The organism is Mycolicibacterium monacense, assembly GCF_010731575.1.
Classification (GTDB): Bacteria; Actinomycetota; Actinomycetes; order Mycobacteriales; family Mycobacteriaceae; genus Mycobacterium; species Mycobacterium monacense.
This window is the reverse complement of the sequence record NZ_AP022617.1, coordinates 5,348,202-5,363,695: the sequence shown is the minus strand read 5'-3', so window position 1 is coordinate 5,363,695 and position 15,494 is coordinate 5,348,202. Positions and strand designations below refer to the sequence as shown.

Here is a 15,494-nt window from a genome sequence, read left to right as displayed (position 1 = left end):
CTCTGATGAGTCAACTCGGTGAGTACACCTGCGGTCTCGACGCCGCGATGGCGGTGGTCGACGGGAAGTGGAAACCCTTGATCCTCTGGGAGCTGCAGGACGGCCCCAAGCGGTTCAACGCGCTGCACCGCAGCCTGGCCGGCGTCTCGCAGAAGATGCTCACCCAGCACCTCAAAGAACTGCAGCGCCACGGCGTGGTGCACCGCGAGAGCTACCACGAGGTGCCGCCGCGGGTGGAGTACTCGATGACGCCGGTGGGCCGGGAACTGTTGGACGCGCTCGCACCGCTGGGCGATTGGGCCACCAGGCACATCGATCTGATCTGCGCGGCGAAGACCGGCTGAGCTACTCCGGTGCCTTCTCGCGCCACTCCCGTTCGAACGGAAGCCGCCATGCATTCGGGGCGATCAGCTGGTGGATGGCGTTGGGCCCCCAGGTCCCGGGTTGGTACACCTTCACCGGCGGCGGGTCCTCGAGCAGCGGGGTCGATCGGTCCCACAGCGACTCGATACCCGCGGCCGTCGTGAACAGCGTGTGGTCACCGCGCATCGCGTCGAGGATCAGGCGTTCGTAGGCCTCGAGCACATCGCCGACGCGTCCGGTCTCCTGAGTGGAGAACTGCATGGACAGCTTGTCCAGCTTCATGCCCGGCCCCGGCCGCTTGCCGTAGAACGACAGCGACACCTTGGAGTTGTCGGCCAGGTCGAACGTGAGGTGGTCCGGACCCTGCGACCCGACACCCGAACCGGCCGGGAACATCGAGCGCGGCGCCTCTCTGAACGCGATCGAGATGATCCGCTGCCCCTCGGCCATCTTCTTGCCGGTGCGCAGATAGATCGGCACACCGGCCCAGCGCCAGTTGTCGATGCCGACCTGCAGCGCGATGAACGTCTCGGTCTCCGAATCCGGTGCGACCCCGTCCTCGCGCCGGTACCCGACGTACTGCCCGCGGATCACCTTGGCCGGGTCGACCGGCAGCATCGACCGGAAGACCTTGTTCTTCTCCTCGCTGATCGCCCTGGGCTCCAGCGCGGTCGGCGGCTCCATCACGACGAAGGCCATCACCTGGAACAGGTGGGTCACCACCATGTCCTTGTAGGCCCCGGTGCTCTCGTAGAAGTCGGCCCGCTCGTCGAGGCCGAGTTTCTCCGGGATGTCGATCTGGATGTGGTCGATGAAGTTGCGGTTCCAGATCGGTTCGAACAGGCCGTTGGCGAACCGGAACGCCAGGATGTTCTGCGCCGCCTCCTTGCCGAGGAAGTGGTCGATGCGGAAGATCTGCGATTCGTCGAAGGTGTCGTGGACGAAGGCGTTGAGTTCGCAGGCGCTGGCCAGGTCGGTGCCGAACGGTTTCTCCATCACCACCCGCGAGCGGTCGACGAGGCCGGACTCCTTGAGCATGGTGATGACGGCCTTGGCCGCCTTGGGCGGGACCGACAGATAGTGCAACCGTCGCGTGTCCGGCCCCAGTTCGGCCTCGGCCGCCTTCACCGCGTCCGCGAGGGCTTCGGGTCCCGCGCTCTGCGGCACGTAGGAGATGCGGCAGGCGAAGCCCTCCCACTCCTCGTCGCTGAGTTCGTGGCTGCCGAACGCGTCGACGGCCTCGCGCGCCAGCGCCCGGAACTCGTCGCCGCTGAGGTCCTCCAGTGACGTGCCGACCACCCGGATCTTGGGCGCCAACGCGGACTGGACCAGGTAGGCCATCCCGGGCAGGAGTTTGCGTTTCGCCAGATCGCCGGTCGCCCCGAACAACACGATGACGTGGGGATCGAGTTTTTCCTCCTCGATCCGGTGCGGATGCGAACCGGGTGCGGGGTAGGCGATGGACTGCGGGGTCTCGGGGGCCACCCTGGCGATGATGTCACCATGATCACCGGCGCGCAGTGGCTTGTCAGCAGTGCCGGTCGGCCAGCCAGCGTTCCGCCCGCCGCCGCGACGCGCGTGACAACCACGCATCCTGGATCAACTCGGTGAGTTCCTCGACGCCGATCTGTCCGATGTCCTTGCCGCGCAACAGAACCGACAGGTGACCGTCGAACCGGTCGGTGGTGAAGAACGGCGAGTGCGGATCCTGGATCAGTGCCAGCTTGTCCGCCTCGGTTTCCACCCAGATCATGATCACGTCCGGGTAGCGCTCACCGGTCACCGGGTCCGCGGCGTCCGGCTGCGGGGTCCGGAAGAACACGAACGACTTACCGCCGACCTGATAGATCGCGTTGCCCTTCGGACCCTCGATGCGTTTGGTGTGCGGCATCGCGGCCGCGATCTCGTGGACGTCGGCGACTCGGGCGGGACGGTCAGCCACGCCGGTCCACGCTCGTGGGCACGAGGTTGTGCAGCACGACGTCACCCAACGCCCCGTCGGCGACCGTCGTCGTCATGTACGTGCAGTGCGGCTGTCGACGGCGGTCGGTGGGCGACCCAGGGTTGAGTAGTCGCAGACCCGTCGCCGCCGTCGTATCCCACGGGATGTGGCTGTGCCCGAACACCAGCACGTCGGTGTCCGGATAGAGCTTGGCCATCCGGGCGTCGCGCGCACCCGAGGCGCCGGTCTCGTGCACCACGGTGAACCGCACACCGTCGAGGGTGACGTCCGCACGTTCGGGCAGCCGGCGACGCAACTCGTCGCCGTCGTTGTTGCCCCAGCACGCCACCAACCGCGTCGCGCGCTCCTCGAGGGCGTCCAACAGACCCGGTTCGACCCAGTCACCGGCGTGGATCACCACATCGGCGCGCGCCACCTCGTCCCAGACGGCCGCGGGCAGGTCACGGGCACGCTTCGGCACATGGGTGTCGGAGATGAGCAGCAGTCGCATCCGTCACGCCTGCAGCAACTCGGCCATCTTGGGGATCACGGTCTGCAGCGCCTTGAACGGGCGCAGCATCACCTTGAAGGACGTGATCTCGTCGGCATCGTTCCACTCGATCATGTCGATGCCGTTGACGTGGATGCCGTCGATCTCGGCGACGAACTCCAGCACCGCCGAACGGTCGGCGTACCAGTGGTTGACGTAGCCGAACCCGTTCCCGCCGAACACCTTCGCCGCGGCGTTCAGATATGCGGCGGTCTTCTCCCGCCCCTCCTGCGGCGTGAAGACCGCCGGCGAGTAGAACACCGCGTCCGGCGCGAGCAGGGGCGTCACGTCGCCGTGATCGCCGTCGATGAGGTCGAGCCAGCGCTGGATCACCGCGGGTGTCGTCATACCGTGCGAGATTACGCGGAGTTTGACCGGCCGACGGCAGGGTAATCCCGGCTCTCGTCGGGACAATACGTCGCACAGGAGTTCCCCCATGAGAGTTCGTCAGTTCGGTCGCGTCCTCGGCGCGGTGGCGGTGACCACCTGGGCCGCATTGGTGGGCGTGGCCACCCCTTCCGCATCGGCTCAGGCATGCCCGGACGTGGAGATCGTCTTCGCCCGCGGCACCGGCGAGGCGGTCGGTGTCGGCGGCGTCGGACAGGCGTTCGTCGATGCCGTCCGCGCGCAGGCCGCGCCCAGGACCGTGAGCGTGTACGCGGTCAACTACGCGGCATCCAGCAACTTCGACGCCCGTGACGAGCTGGCCAGGACCGTCGTGGAAGGGATTCGCGACGCCGGCAACCGCGTCCAGACCATCGCCACGACCTGCCCGGACACCCGCATCGTGCTGGGCGGATTCTCCCAGGGCGCGGTCGTCGCCGGATTCGTGACGTCGTCGACGGTCCCCGACGCGGTGCCCGCTTCGTATCGCAACGCCGTCCCACAGCCGCTCGCGGCGGAGGTCGCCGAGCACGTCGCGGCGGTCACCCTGTTCGGGCTGCCGTCACCGCAGTGGCTCGGCACGTACGGCAGCCCGCCGGTCGTCATCGGCCCGCTCTACGCGCCGAAGACGCTTCAGCTGTGCGCGGAAGGCGACACGATCTGCGACGGCACGCCGGGTGGGGGCCCGAGCATCGCGCACGCGCTGTACGGGATCAACGGGATGACCCAGCAGGGCGCGACGTACGCGGTGGACCGGCTGTAAGGATCCGGAAGGGGCGCTATCGACCCGGCGCATCGGTGTGACTGGCCGGCGCGGCGCTGTTGGACGGCTGCGTCGGCCCGACAGGCGTGCGGGCCACGATCACCGGCACTTCAGCCGCGTGTACCACCGTCGAGCTGACTGATCCGAGCAACATTCCGGCGAATCCGCCGCGGCCGTGGCTTCCCACGACGATGAGCTGTGCCGTATCGGAGTGATTGACCATCCAGCGGCCGGCATCCTGGTCGATCAAGGTGGGCTTCACCTGGACATCGGGGTAATCCTCCTGCCAACCCGCCAGGCGTTCGCTCAGTATCTCCGCGCCCTTCTGCTGGTCCATCGCCCCGTCGAGGTCGGCGGCCGACATCGAGTGGTCCGCCCAGGCGTGCACCGCGATCAGCGGCGCACCCCGCAGCGATGCCTCCTCGAACGCCATAGCGGTGGCCGACTCCGACGCCGGTGAGCCGTCGATGCCGAGCAGGATCGGTGCGTGCGCATCCAATGCGGGGCGCTCCTTGTGGATCACCGCGACCGGGCAATGCGCGTGGCGGACCAGTCCGCTGCTGACGGAACCCAGCGTCAGTCGGTCCCACGCGCCCATACCGCGGCAGCCGACCACCACAAGCCGCATCTCCTCGGAGGCCTCGATGAGGCCGCCCAGCGGATGAGCGAACATGAACGCGATTTCCACCCTGACTGGCCTGGATTCGCCGAGCATGTCGTCGACGATCCGACACGCGTCGGCGAGCACCTGGTCGATTTCGCTGTGCTGCGACTGCCGCGAATTCAGGATTTTTTCATTGTCGTAGGTGACGAGGAGCGGCATGTGCCGCTGCGCTACCGCCATCACCGTGAGCTCTTCCTGACGCATCACGGCCTCGCGCACCGCCCACCGCACCGCGACGTCGGAGAACGCCGAGCCATCCACACCGACCAAGATTCCGGATTTGTCAGGGCTCGCTGACATCGACACCTCCGAGGTGTGCGCGTAGGTGCCCCCGCTCGCGAACGGTCGTCGCCCCGGGATCCGGCACCTCTCGCGCAACCATAGGGGGATCACCCCCGGCTGGCGGACCTTTGTGGCAACTCAATGTCCGGCATCGGTGTGCGCGCGGTTGGCCCCGTTGGTCATCGGCGCATGAGTGACGTTGCGCTGCAATGGACGCCAGAACCGGACGCCAGAATCAATTCCGTTGAGTGCGCCCGAAGGGATTCGAACCCCTAACCTTCTGATCCGTAGTCAGATGCTCTATCCGTTGAGCTACGGGCGCCTGCATGTTCAGTTGTGTCGTGGCTGACGAGTCAGCCGCGGCGGAGGCGAGAGGATTTGAACCTCCGGTCCCCTGTAAGGGGGACAACTCATTAGCAGTGAGTCCCATTCGGCCGCTCTGGCACGCCTCCTGACGTTACCGCCGGTCGCACAGCCTACACATCGGTCGGCCGCGGAAGCAAAGCGGTCGATCCACCGCCCTATGCTGGTCAGGTGACCGCCCGCCTCCGCCCCGAATTGGCCGACATCCCGGCCTACACACCGGGTAAGACGGTTCCGGGAGCCATCAAGATCGCCAGCAACGAGACCGTGCACGGCCCGCTGCCGAGTGTGCGTGCCGCGATCGAGAAGGCAACCGACCAGCTCAACCGCTATCCCGACAACGGCTACCTCGAGCTACGCGAGCACCTGGCCAGCCACCTCGACAAGAACCTCGGGGCCGGCGCCTTCACCCCCGAGCAGATCGCCGTCGGCTGCGGTTCGGTGAGCCTGTGCCAGCAGCTGATCCAGATCACCTCATCGGTCGGCGACGAGGTGATCTTCGCCTGGCGCAGCTTCGAGATCTACCCGCTGCAGGTGCGCACCGCCGGGGCCACGCCGGTGCAGGTGCCGCTGCGTGACCACACCCACGACCTCGATGCGATGCTGGCCGCGATCACCGACCGCACCCGGCTGATCTTCGTCTGCAACCCGAACAACCCGACCAGCACGGTCGTCGACCCGGCGGCGCTCAAACGGTTCGTCGAGGCCGTCCCGCCGCACATCCTCGTCGTCATCGACGAGGCCTACGTCGAGTACATCCGCGGCGATCAGGTGCCCGACAGTTTCGGGTTGGTCCGCGCCCATCCGAATGTCGTGGTGCTGCGGACGTTTTCGAAGGCCTACGGGCTGGCCGGGCTGCGCATCGGATACGCCGTCGCCGACGCCGACATCGTCACCGCGCTCGGGAAGGTCTACGTCCCGTTCTCGGCGACCAGCATCTCGCAGGCCGCCGCGATCGCCTCGATCGACGCCGCCGATGAACTGCTCGCCCGCACCGACCAGGTGGTCGCTGAGCGCGACCGCGTGACCGCGGCGCTGCGCGAAGCCGGGTTCACCCTGCCCCCGTCGCAGTCGAACTTCGTGTGGCTGCCGTTGGCCGAGCGCACCCTCGACTTCGTCCGTCGCGCCGCCGAGAACCGCCTGGTGGTCCGCCCGTACGGCGAGGACGGTGTGCGTGTCACGATCGCCGCACCCCACGAGAACGACGCCTTCCTCGAATTCGCCCGCAACTGGATCGGACAGCCATGACCTCGACGCGCACGGCCCGCGAGACCTTCGACGAACTCACCTCGCGCACCGACACCATCGGCGACGCCGAACTCGACCGGTTCTGGGCCACCCTCGAACCCGTCGACATCGACTTCATGATCGGCGAGTGGAAGGGCGGCGAATTCCACACCGGTCACAAGGCCAACGGATTCATGGAGCGCCTCAACTGGTTCGGCAAGACGTTCCACTCGGCCACCGACGCCAAACCGCTGGTGTGCCTGGACGCCGACGGCAACAAGTTCTCCAACACCGAGGCGATGAAGGGTGAGGCCAGCCTCTGGATGGAGCAGTTCCGCGGCGAAGTGACCGCGTCGATGGTCTACGACGGCGCACCGGTGCACGACCACTTCAAGAAGGTCGACGACAACGCGGTGATGGGAATCATGAACGGCAAGGGCGCCCTTGACTTCAGTTCTGGGGCCGGCCGTCACCTGTACTTCTACCTCGAGCGGGTCTAGACCTCGGCGCGACGCCCGGTGAACGCCAGCAGTCGCTGCAGCGGCGGCGCGTCGTCGGGCACCTCGACCGGATCGTCGAAACCCGCCCGCGCCCGGCCCTGCGGCGTCACGATCTTCTCCGCCATGGCGAGCACGTAATCGCTCAGCGAATCGGGCGCAGGCACGGTGTGTCCGATCGCGGTCGCGTAATCCCAAGCGTGCACCAGGAATTCGAGCGACAGGATGCCGACCAGGACGGTGGCCGGCATCGTGGTGCCGCCGACGTCGACCGCACCGTCTATACCGCGGCGGTGCCACGCGTCGAGCGCGGGCCGGGCAGCCAGGATCACCTGACGTTCCACCGAGTCCGACGGATCGCGCTCGGGCATCTCCGCGCCGGCCGCGCCACCGAGGATCGTGATAGACCGCACCAGGTGCTCGGTCAGTCCCGCGACGTCGAACTCACTGCACGGCGTCTGCTTACCCAGATCGTCCTCGGCGATCGAGCGCACCACCTGGTGCAGCACACCGAGACTGAGTTCGGCACTGCGCAGTTCGTCGGTCGGCGGTGAATCCGGGCCCTGGGGCAGGTCACTACGCATGGCGTTCACGTTACGTGGCCGGTGACCTATCGTGGCCCAGATGGGCACCCACGCGAGGACTCTGACGGTTGCGGCACTGCTGTGCGCGGGGTTGCTCACGGGCTGCACGCAGACGGTGACCGGAACCGTCGCGCAGACCACCGAACCCGGGCCGCCGATCCCGGACGCCACGAGCATCACCTGCAAGGAGTACAGCGGCCTCGAGGAGGACGCCCAGCTCGCCATCGTCGGCGAGCTGATGAAGGAGACCAGCGGCCGCGCCGGCAACCAGCGCACCGTCGTCGCCAAGACCCTGGCCGACGCGATCTGCGAGGTGCTGCCCTCGGCCAAGCTCAGCGACATCCTGATCGGGCGCTAGCCTCGAACACCATGGGCGATACATACGAGTCGGTGACCATCGAGACCGACGGCCACGTCGCACAGGTGACGTTGATCGGCCCCGGTAAGGGCAACGCGATGGGACCGGCGTTCTGGGCCGAACTGCCCGACGTGTTCACCTCGCTCGACGCCGACCCCGATGTGCGCGCCATCGTGCTCACCGGATCGGGCCGCAACTTCAGCTACGGCCTCGACCTGGCGGCCATGGGCGGCACGCTGCCCGGCCTCGACGCCGGCGCCCGATCACGGGCCGATTTCCACAAGACGCTGCAGAAGATGCAGGGGGCGATCAGCGCCGTCGCCGATTGCCGCACCCCCACGGTCGCCTCGGTACACGGATGGTGCATCGGCGGCGGCGTCGACCTGATCAGCGCGGTGGACATCCGCTACGCCAGCGCCGACGCCAAATTCTCGGTGCGTGAGGTCAAGCTCGCGATCGTCGCCGACGTCGGCTCGCTGGCCCGGCTGCCGCTGATCCTGACCGACGGCCATCTCCGCGAACTCGCCCTGACCGGCAAGGACATCGACGCCGCGCGTGCCGAGAAGATCGGTCTGGTCAACGACGTGTACGACGATCCGGAGGCCTCGCTGGCGGCCGCGCACGCCACCGCCAAGGAGATCGCGGCGAACCCGCCGCTGACCGTGCACGGCGTCAAGGACGTGCTCGATCAGCAGCGCATCGCCAGGGTGTCGGAGAGCCTGCGCTATGTGGCGGCGTGGAACTCGGCGTTCCTGCCGTCCAAGGACCTCGGCGAAGCCGTGACCGCGATGTTCCAGAAGCGGCCACCGAACTTCACCGGCGAATAGCTTTCGAGAGCGGTGGCGGAGGGATTTGAACCCCCGGACGGTGTTAGCCGTCTCTCGCTTTCAAGGCGAGTGCATTAGGCCGCTCTGCCACGCCACCGCGCAACAGCGTAGTGGGTGCTACACGCGGCCGAGCCTGGCGGGCGCCGAGCCCGCGCGCATCGCGGCGCTCACCCGGCGGCAGTTCTCCCCCATCGCCGCGATCTGGGGCCGGGACAGCCGGCCGAGGAAGTGGTTACGCACACCCTCGGAGTAGGTGACCATCGCCTCGCGGACCTGGCTGCGGCCCTCGTCGGTGATCGACGCCAGCACGCCACGACCGTCGTCCGGGCTGGCGCCCCGCCGCACCAGACCCTGCATCTCCAGCCGGCGGATCTGCCGCGTCACCCGGCTGGGCAGCGACATCAGCTTCTCCGCCAGATCCCCCATGCGGGCGGACCCGGTCGGTGACTTGTCCAGCATGTCGAGCAGGCGGACGTCGTTGAGCGTCAGGTGATGCTGTTCGACCAGCGTCTTGTTCAGAGTCGCGTAGAGCCTCAGCGCGGCGTCCAGAAAATTTTGCCAGGACCGCTGCTCCGCGATGTCGAGGCCCGGCATGTCGCTCGCCGTACGCCCCCCAATCATCCCCTCCATCCGCTCATGGTAGAGCACGAAGCCGTCCCCGGGAAGCGAACTGAACCCAGGAGTAGGGTTTTGTTGATGCAAGCGATCGTCGCGGAGTCCCCGGCAAAGCTGATCTGGACGGAAGTACCTGAACGCCCACTTCAATCGGGTGATGTGCGAATCGATGTGGTTGCCGCAGGAATCAACCGGGCCGACCTGTTACAGGCCGCAGGCAAGTATCCGCCGCCGAAGGGCGCCAGCGACATCATGGGCCTCGAGGTATCGGGCGTCATCAGCGACGTCGCCGACGACGTCTCCGGGTGGGCCGTGGGGCAACCGGTCTGCGCTTTGCTGGCAGGCGGCGGGTACGCAGAAAACGTCACCGTCCCGGCCGGCCAGGTCATGCCCGTCCCCGAGTCGGTGGACCTCGCCCATGCGGCCGCGCTACCGGAAGTGGCGTGCACGGTCTGGTCCAACGTCGTGATGACCGCCGCCCTGGCCGCCGGCGAGGTGCTGCTGATCCACGGCGGCGCCAGCGGGATCGGGACCCACGCCATCCAGGTGGCCAACGCGCTCGGCTGCCGGGTCGCCGTCACCGCGGGTTCGGCCAACAAGCTCGACCTGTGCCGGGAACTGGGCGCCGAGGTGGCGATCAACTATCGCGACGAGGATTTCGTCGAGCGGTTGCGCGCCGAGACCGACGGCGCGGGCGCCGACGTGATCCTCGACATCATGGGAGCGGCCTACCTCGACCGCAACGTCGACGCCCTGGCCACCGGCGGGCGGCTCGCCATCATCGGGATGCAGGGTGGCGTCAAGGCCGAACTCAACATCGGCAAGCTGCTCGCCAAACGCGCGAGTGTCACGGCGACCGCGTTGCGGTCGCGCCCCGTCAGCGGACCGGGCAGTAAGAGCGACATCGTCGCCGAGGTGGTGGCCAACGTCTGGCCGATGGTCGCCGACGGCCGGGTGCGCCCGATCATCGGCGCGGAATTCCCGGTACAGGAGGCGCAGGCCGCGCAGGAGATGCTCGACTCCGGTGAGGTGTCGGGCAAGGTGCTGCTGCGGGTACGCGACTGAGTCAGCCCAGCGACGCCAGTGCGCGCACCAGCTGGTCGACCTCGGCGGTGGTGGTGTAGTGCGCAAGCCCGATCGTCACGGCTCCGCCGATGTCGTCGACGCCGATGACGTCGAGGACCCGGGAGTTCGCGTTCGCGATGGCCAGCACACCGTTGTCGGCGAGCCGCTGCACCACCTTCTCGGCCGGGACGTCGCGGACCGCGAAACTCAGCGTCGGGATGCGAACCTCGGGCTGACCGATCACCATCACCAGCGGTAGCGAGCGCAGCGACATCAACAGGTAGTCGAAGAGCCTGCTCATGTACGAGGTGGCGGACTGCATCGACAGCGACAGCCGCTCGCGCCGGGTGCCGGTGGCGTTCTCGTCGAGACCCGCCAGATACTCGATGCTGGCCACCACCCCGGCGAGCATGCCGAACTGGTGCACCCCGACCTCCAGGCGGGCCGGCCCGGTCGCATACGGATCCAGCGACACCGAACCGAACTGTTCGATGGTCGACGGATCGCGGAAGACCAGCGCGCCGATCGGCGGACCGCCCCATGCCACCGCGTTGAGCGCCACGACGTCCGCGTCGATCTCCTCGAGGTCGATCAGCCGGTACGGGGCCGCCGCGGAGTGGTCGACGACGACCAGACCGCCCACCTCGTGTACGAGTTTGGTCACCGCCCGCAGATCGGTGACCGTGCCGATGGTCGAGGACGCCGATGTGATCGCCACCAGGCGGGTCGGGCCGGTGATCAACCCCTCCCACTGCCAGGCGGGCAGTTCACCGGTTTCGATGTCGACCTCGGCCCACTTGATCTTGGCGCCGTACCGGTTGGCCGCACGCAGCCACGGCGCGATGTTCGCCTCGTCGTCCAGTCGGGTGACGACCACCTCGTAGCCCAGACCCACCCGCGACGACGCGGCATCGGCCAGCGAGGCCAGCAGCAGCGCGCGGTCGGCGCCGAGCACCACACCGCGGGGATCGCCGTTCACCAGGTCGGCGACCGCCTGGCGGGCCGCGTGCAGCACCGCGGCGCTGCGCCGCGCCGACGGATGCGGGCCCACGGTGGTCGACATCGACCCCCGGAACGCGGTGGAGACCGTCGTGGCCACCGCGTCGGGCAGCAGCATCCCGTGCTGGGCGTCGAAGTGCACCCAACCGTCGCCCAATGAGGGGTGCAATCCACGCACCCGGGCGACGTCGTATGCCATTCCAGCCACCTTAGAGCGTTCGTGAATTCCACAAACCGACACGATTTTCCGTCGGCGTCCGACCGTGCGCGCGCCCGTCGCCGCACCGGATCGGGACACCTGCCGAGCCATACTAGTCCAGGACCCTTTTCGTGCCGAGTGCTAATCCCCCGTCGTTGCTGAGCCCTGCGCCGCACCCGGCCGGGTCTCCGTCCCGCCGTCGCACCATCCGACCTTGCGTGGGCGAACGTGTCAGCGACCGACATTTCACAGCTTCTGCGCGCTGTTTGCCGAGAGCGTCACCTGCCGTCGCGCGGCGTGAGCGAACCGAGCTGCACGGCGGTCTGCTGTTCGCCTACCGCGGCATCGGCAACTCGTGCGGACGGTGGCGTGCGGGTTCGCCGCCGCGGACGGACTAGTGTCACACCGGTAGAACAGCCTTAAGAGGGAATGCGACTCAGATGACGCTGAACAACGACGACGACAACATCGAGATCATCGGCGGTGACGCACACGCTGACGACCCCGCAGATGGCGGTGACGGCAAGTCGCTGACCGACCTGGTCGAACAGCCGGCCAAGGTGATGCGGATCGGCACCATGATCAAGCAGCTGCTCGAGGAGGTGCGGGCCGCTCCCCTCGACGACGCCAGCCGCAACCGGCTGCGCGAGATCCACCACACGAGCATCCAGGAACTCGAAGAGGGCCTGGCGCCGGAGTTGCGCGAAGAACTCGAACGCCTGACGTTGCCCTTCACCGAGGACAGCGTCCCGTCCGACGCCGAGTTGCGCATCGCCCAGGCACAGCTGGTCGGGTGGCTCGAGGGGCTCTTCCACGGAATCCAGACCGCGCTGTTCGCCCAGCAGATGGCTGCCAGGGCACAGCTCGAACAGATGCGGCAGGGTGCGTTGCCCCCCGGCATCGCGGTGCAGGGCCAGCGCGGCGGACCCGCGCACCCCGGCACCGGTCAGTACCTGTAGGGCAGCGGTGGCGGTTCCTCGTATCGAGACCCGTGACGCATGGGTCGAGTTCCCGATCTTCGATGCCAAGACCCGGTCGCTGAAGAAGGCGTTCCTCGGAAAGGCCGGCGGGGCCATCGGGCGCAACGACTCGAACGTCGTCGTCATCGAAGCCCTCCGCGACATCACCATGTCGCTGGAACTCGGGGACCGGGTCGGTCTGGTCGGCCACAACGGCGCAGGTAAATCGACACTGCTGCGGTTGCTGTCGGGCATCTACGAGCCGACCCGGGGGTCTGCCACCGTGACGGGCCGGGTGGCGCCGGTGTTCGACCTCGGCGTCGGGATGGATCCGGAGATCTCCGGCTACGAGAACATCATCATCCGCGGACTGTTCCTCGGTCAGACGCGTAAGCAGATGCTGGCCAAGGTCGACGAGATCGCGGAGTTCACCGAACTCGGTGACTACCTGTCGATGCCGCTGCGCACGTACTCCACAGGTATGCGGGTGCGGTTGGCGATGGGTGTGGTCACCAGCATCGACCCGGAGATCCTGCTGCTCGACGAGGGTATCGGGGCGGTGGACGCCGACTTCCTCAAGAAGGCGCAGTCGCGACTGCAGAGCCTGGTCGAACGGTCCGGGATCCTGGTGTTCGCCAGCCACTCCAACGAATTCCTCGCCCGGTTGTGCAAGACCGCGATGTGGATCGACCACGGCACCGTCAAGATGACCGGCGGTATCGAGGACGTCGTGCGGGCCTACGAGGGTGAGGACGCCGCGCGGCATGTGCGAGAAGTGCTCGACGAACACCGCGGGGACTGGTCTTCCACCGACGAGCGCTCGCGCGAGGAGAATTCAGCCACCGACGAGCCTTCCCGATGACAGACAGGATCTACGTCGTCGTCGTGACCCACCGGCGTCCGGAGTCGCTGGCGCAATCGCTCGACGCGCTGTGCGCGCAGACGCGCCGGCCGGACGGGCTCATCGTGGTGGACAACGATTCCGAATCCCGCGTCCGGGAACTGGTTGCCTCCCAACCCATTCCGTCGACCTACCTGGGATCGCGCCGGAATCTCGGGGGCGCAGGAGGTTTCGCGCTCGGCATGCTGCACGCGCTCGCCGAGGGGGCGGACTGGGTGTGGCTGGCCGACGACGACGGACGGCCGCTGGATCCCTCGGTGCTCGGCGTGCTGCTGGACTGTGCGACCCGGTACGGGCTGGCGGAGGTGTCGCCGATGGTGTGCAACATCGACGACCCGGAGCGTCTGGCGTTCCCGCTGCGCCGCGGCCTGGTCTGGCGGCGACGTGTCTCAGAGCTCGGCGAGGGGGAACTGCTGCGCGGTTACGCCTCGCTGTTCAACGGTGCGCTGTTCCGTGCCTCGACGATCGAGGCGGTCGGGGTGCCGGATCTGCGGTTGTTCGTCCGCGGCGACGAGGTGGAATTGCACCGCCGACTGGTGCGGTCCGGTCTGCCGTTCGCGACCTGCCTGCGCGCCACCTACCTCCATCCCTGCGGCACCGACGAATTCAAGCCGATCCTCGGTGGACGCATGCACACCCAGTACCCCGACGACGCGACCAAACGCTTCTTCACCTACCGCAACCGCGGATACCTGTTGTCCCAGCCGGGACTTCGCAAACTGCTCCCGCAGGAGTGGGTGCGGTTCGGCTGGTACTTCCTGGTGTCCCGGCGCGACCCCGCCGGGCTGCGCGAGTGGATCCGGTTACGCCGTCTTGGTCGTGAGGAGAGGTTCGGGAGGCCGGGCACATGAGTTTCGATGAGGCGTCCGCGCAGTCGAAGACGATGGCGCGCGCGTGGCGTGACCTCCGTGAGGGTTTCGGCAAACGCGAGCTGTGGCTGCACCTCGGGTGGCAGGACATCAAACAGCGCTACCGCCGGTCGGTGCTCGGCCCGTTCTGGATCACCATCGCCACCGGCGCCACCGCGGTCGCGATGGGGTTGTTGTATTCGAAGCTGTTCAAACTCGAGCTGTCCGAACACCTTCCGTACGTGACCATGGGCTTGATCGTCTGGAACCTCATCAACGCGTCGATCCTCGAGGGCGCCGAGGTGTTCATCGCCAACGAAGGCCTGATCAAACAGCTGCCGACGCCGCTGTCGGTGCACGTCTACCGGCTGGTGTGGCGGCAGATGATCCTGTTCGCGCACAACATCATAATCTTCGTCGTCATCGCGATCATCTATCCGAAACCGTGGCACTGGACCGATCTCGCCGTGTTCCCGGCGCTGGCGCTGATCATGCTCAACTGCGTGTGGGTTTCGCTGTGCTTCGGGATCCTGGCGACCCGGTACCGGGACATCGGACCGCTGCTGAACAGCATCGTGCAGCTGCTGTTCTTCATGACGCCGATCATCTGGAACGAGGCCACGCTGCAGGCTCAGGGCGCCGGGCAGTGGGCCAAGATCGTCGAGCTCAACCCGCTGCTGCACTACCTCGACATCGTGCGGGCGCCCCTGCTGGGCGCCGACCAGGAGGTGCGGCACTGGATCGTGGTGCTCGTGCTGACGGTGATCGGGTGGACATTCGCGGCATTCGCGATGAAGCAGTACCGGGCGCGGGTGCCGTACTGGGTCTGATCGACCGGCGGTCGAGAGTGTGCGGGTTCGCCAGTGGGTGGTACCCGCGCTACGAACGCTCCCGGCATGTGCGCGAACTGCGTGCTATCGCAATATTTGAAAGGTTTAGCGGACTCGTCCGGAAAGCCGAGCGCGAATGTTACCGCGATGACCTGGGTAAATACTCGATTGGCCCGCGGCCTCAACTTCGCTGAATATTTGCAAACAGTATTAAACCGCTGAATGGTTCAAGCATCTTTCCTTCCACTCAGGATCTTTTCAGTTACGTTCTCAA

General features: G+C 67.2%; 19 protein-coding genes and 3 tRNA genes. 11 read left to right on the top strand and 11 right to left on the bottom strand.

The genetic code is table 11. The features are described from left to right. Positions 1 to 5 precede the first annotated feature (5 nt). On the top strand, positions 6 to 344 hold the full coding sequence (locus G6N49_RS25715; RefSeq protein ID WP_011562350.1) for a winged helix-turn-helix transcriptional regulator: 339 nt from the start codon (positions 6 to 8) through the stop codon (positions 342 to 344). A gap of 1 nt (position 345) precedes the next feature. Here the strand turns inward: G6N49_RS25715 and zwf are convergent, their stop codons facing one another. Genes zwf through G6N49_RS25695 form a run of 4 tightly spaced genes read right to left on the bottom strand, consistent with a single transcriptional unit; the run spans position 346 to position 3,203 of the window. Next, positions 346 to 1,848 (bottom strand): glucose-6-phosphate dehydrogenase, encoded by a 1,503-nt coding sequence (gene zwf, locus G6N49_RS25710; RefSeq protein WP_083045244.1) that lies wholly within the window; start codon positions 1,846 to 1,848, stop codon positions 346 to 348. A 43-nt stretch (positions 1,849 to 1,891) separates the two neighbouring features. Then, positions 1,892 to 2,305 carry an MmcQ/YjbR family DNA-binding protein gene (locus G6N49_RS25705; protein WP_083045243.1) on the bottom strand — a complete coding sequence of 138 codons (414 nt, stop codon included), beginning with the start codon at positions 2,303 to 2,305 and terminating at the stop codon, positions 1,892 to 1,894. Then, complete coding sequence (locus G6N49_RS25700; protein WP_083045242.1) at positions 2,298 to 2,816, bottom strand: metallophosphoesterase family protein; 519 nt, start codon at positions 2,814 to 2,816, stop codon at positions 2,298 to 2,300. Before G6N49_RS25700 ends, G6N49_RS25705 begins: the two co-directional genes overlap by 8 nt. A gap of 3 nt (positions 2,817 to 2,819) precedes the next feature. Further along, a complete protein-coding gene (locus G6N49_RS25695) occupies positions 2,820 to 3,203 on the bottom strand; it encodes a nuclear transport factor 2-like protein (RefSeq protein WP_011768403.1) in 384 nt (127 codons plus the stop codon). An 88-nt stretch (positions 3,204 to 3,291) separates the two neighbouring features. Here G6N49_RS25695 and G6N49_RS25690 point away from each other — a divergent pair, with 88 nt between their 5' ends. Further along, positions 3,292 to 4,002, top strand: coding sequence for a cutinase family protein (locus G6N49_RS25690; protein ID WP_083045241.1), 711 nt, complete (start codon positions 3,292 to 3,294; stop codon positions 4,000 to 4,002). Positions 4,003 to 4,018: 16 nt separating this feature from the next. Here the strand turns inward: G6N49_RS25690 and G6N49_RS25685 are convergent, their stop codons facing one another. The 3 genes from G6N49_RS25685 to G6N49_RS25675 form a co-directional block, all read right to left on the bottom strand. Beyond that, the gene (locus tag G6N49_RS25685; protein WP_179967800.1) at positions 4,019 to 4,966 is read right to left on the bottom strand and encodes a universal stress protein; all 948 of its coding nucleotides are present in this window, start codon (positions 4,964 to 4,966) and stop codon (positions 4,019 to 4,021) included. Between the two features lie 231 nt (positions 4,967 to 5,197). After that, a tRNA-Arg gene (locus G6N49_RS25680) sits at positions 5,198 to 5,270 on the bottom strand. Between the two features lie 41 nt (positions 5,271 to 5,311). Then, positions 5,312 to 5,400 (bottom strand) — tRNA-Ser (locus tag G6N49_RS25675). 82 nt (positions 5,401 to 5,482) lie between these two features. Between G6N49_RS25675 and hisC the strand changes: the two genes are divergently transcribed. After that, entirely contained in the window at positions 5,483 to 6,559 is a 1,077-nt protein-coding gene (gene hisC, locus G6N49_RS25670) for a histidinol-phosphate transaminase (protein ID WP_011562357.1), read from the top strand. After that, positions 6,556 to 7,038 carry a DUF4334 domain-containing protein gene (locus tag G6N49_RS25665; protein ID WP_011562358.1) on the top strand — a complete coding sequence of 161 codons (483 nt, stop codon included), beginning with the start codon at positions 6,556 to 6,558 and terminating at the stop codon, positions 7,036 to 7,038. The genes hisC and G6N49_RS25665 overlap by 4 nt, the downstream gene beginning before the upstream one ends. Here G6N49_RS25665 and G6N49_RS25660 read toward each other — a convergent pair. Continuing rightward, positions 7,035 to 7,619 (bottom strand): TIGR03086 family metal-binding protein, encoded by a 585-nt coding sequence (locus G6N49_RS25660; RefSeq protein WP_011562359.1) that lies wholly within the window; start codon positions 7,617 to 7,619, stop codon positions 7,035 to 7,037. The two genes, G6N49_RS25665 and G6N49_RS25660, sit on opposite strands and share 4 nt — an antisense overlap. A gap of 40 nt (positions 7,620 to 7,659) precedes the next feature. Here G6N49_RS25660 and G6N49_RS25655 point away from each other — a divergent pair, with 40 nt between their 5' ends. Both G6N49_RS25655 and G6N49_RS25650 read left to right on the top strand, forming a co-directional pair. Then, positions 7,660 to 7,977, top strand: a complete 318-nt coding sequence (locus tag G6N49_RS25655) for a hypothetical protein (RefSeq protein ID WP_011857362.1) — start codon at positions 7,660 to 7,662, stop codon at positions 7,975 to 7,977. 11 nt (positions 7,978 to 7,988) lie between these two features. Further along, positions 7,989 to 8,804, top strand: coding sequence for a crotonase/enoyl-CoA hydratase family protein (locus G6N49_RS25650; RefSeq protein WP_011562361.1), 816 nt, complete (start codon positions 7,989 to 7,991; stop codon positions 8,802 to 8,804). Positions 8,805 to 8,814: 10 nt separating this feature from the next. On the opposite strand, the gene G6N49_RS25645 is transcribed toward G6N49_RS25650, so the two are convergent. Continuing rightward, a tRNA-Ser gene (locus tag G6N49_RS25645) sits at positions 8,815 to 8,901 on the bottom strand. Between the two features lie 20 nt (positions 8,902 to 8,921). Continuing rightward, positions 8,922 to 9,434 (bottom strand): MarR family winged helix-turn-helix transcriptional regulator, encoded by a 513-nt coding sequence (locus G6N49_RS25640; RefSeq protein ID WP_041310345.1) that lies wholly within the window; start codon positions 9,432 to 9,434, stop codon positions 8,922 to 8,924. A gap of 66 nt (positions 9,435 to 9,500) precedes the next feature. On the opposite strand from G6N49_RS25640, the gene G6N49_RS25635 reads away from it, so the two are divergent. Beyond that, a complete protein-coding gene (locus G6N49_RS25635; RefSeq protein WP_011562363.1) occupies positions 9,501 to 10,484 on the top strand; it encodes an NAD(P)H-quinone oxidoreductase in 984 nt (327 codons plus the stop codon). 1 nt (position 10,485) lies between these two features. Here G6N49_RS25635 and G6N49_RS25630 read toward each other — a convergent pair whose 3' ends face one another. Next, complete coding sequence (locus G6N49_RS25630; RefSeq protein ID WP_011562364.1) at positions 10,486 to 11,682, bottom strand: cysteine desulfurase-like protein; 1,197 nt, start codon at positions 11,680 to 11,682, stop codon at positions 10,486 to 10,488. A gap of 440 nt (positions 11,683 to 12,122) precedes the next feature. Between G6N49_RS25630 and G6N49_RS25625 the strand changes: the two genes are divergently transcribed. The 4 genes from G6N49_RS25625 to wzm are packed head-to-tail and all read left to right on the top strand — an operon-like array spanning position 12,123 to position 15,220. Further along, positions 12,123 to 12,641 (top strand): bacterial proteasome activator family protein, encoded by a 519-nt coding sequence (locus G6N49_RS25625; protein ID WP_011562365.1) that lies wholly within the window; start codon positions 12,123 to 12,125, stop codon positions 12,639 to 12,641. Continuing rightward, positions 12,565 to 13,503 carry a galactan export ABC transporter ATP-binding subunit Wzt/RfbE gene (wzt, locus tag G6N49_RS25620; RefSeq protein WP_456320115.1) on the top strand — a complete coding sequence of 313 codons (939 nt, stop codon included), beginning with the start codon at positions 12,565 to 12,567 and terminating at the stop codon, positions 13,501 to 13,503. The genes G6N49_RS25625 and wzt overlap by 77 nt, the downstream gene beginning before the upstream one ends. Next, positions 13,500 to 14,393 carry a galactofuranosyltransferase GlfT1 gene (glfT1, locus tag G6N49_RS25615; protein WP_083045240.1) on the top strand — a complete coding sequence of 298 codons (894 nt, stop codon included), beginning with the start codon at positions 13,500 to 13,502 and terminating at the stop codon, positions 14,391 to 14,393. The genes wzt and glfT1 overlap by 4 nt, the downstream gene beginning before the upstream one ends. Continuing rightward, positions 14,390 to 15,220: a galactan export ABC transporter permease subunit Wzm/RfbD gene (wzm, locus tag G6N49_RS25610; RefSeq protein WP_011562368.1), complete on the top strand. Its 831-nt coding sequence runs from the start codon at positions 14,390 to 14,392 to the stop codon at positions 15,218 to 15,220. The genes glfT1 and wzm overlap by 4 nt, the downstream gene beginning before the upstream one ends. The last annotated feature ends 274 nt before the right edge of the window (positions 15,221 to 15,494 follow it).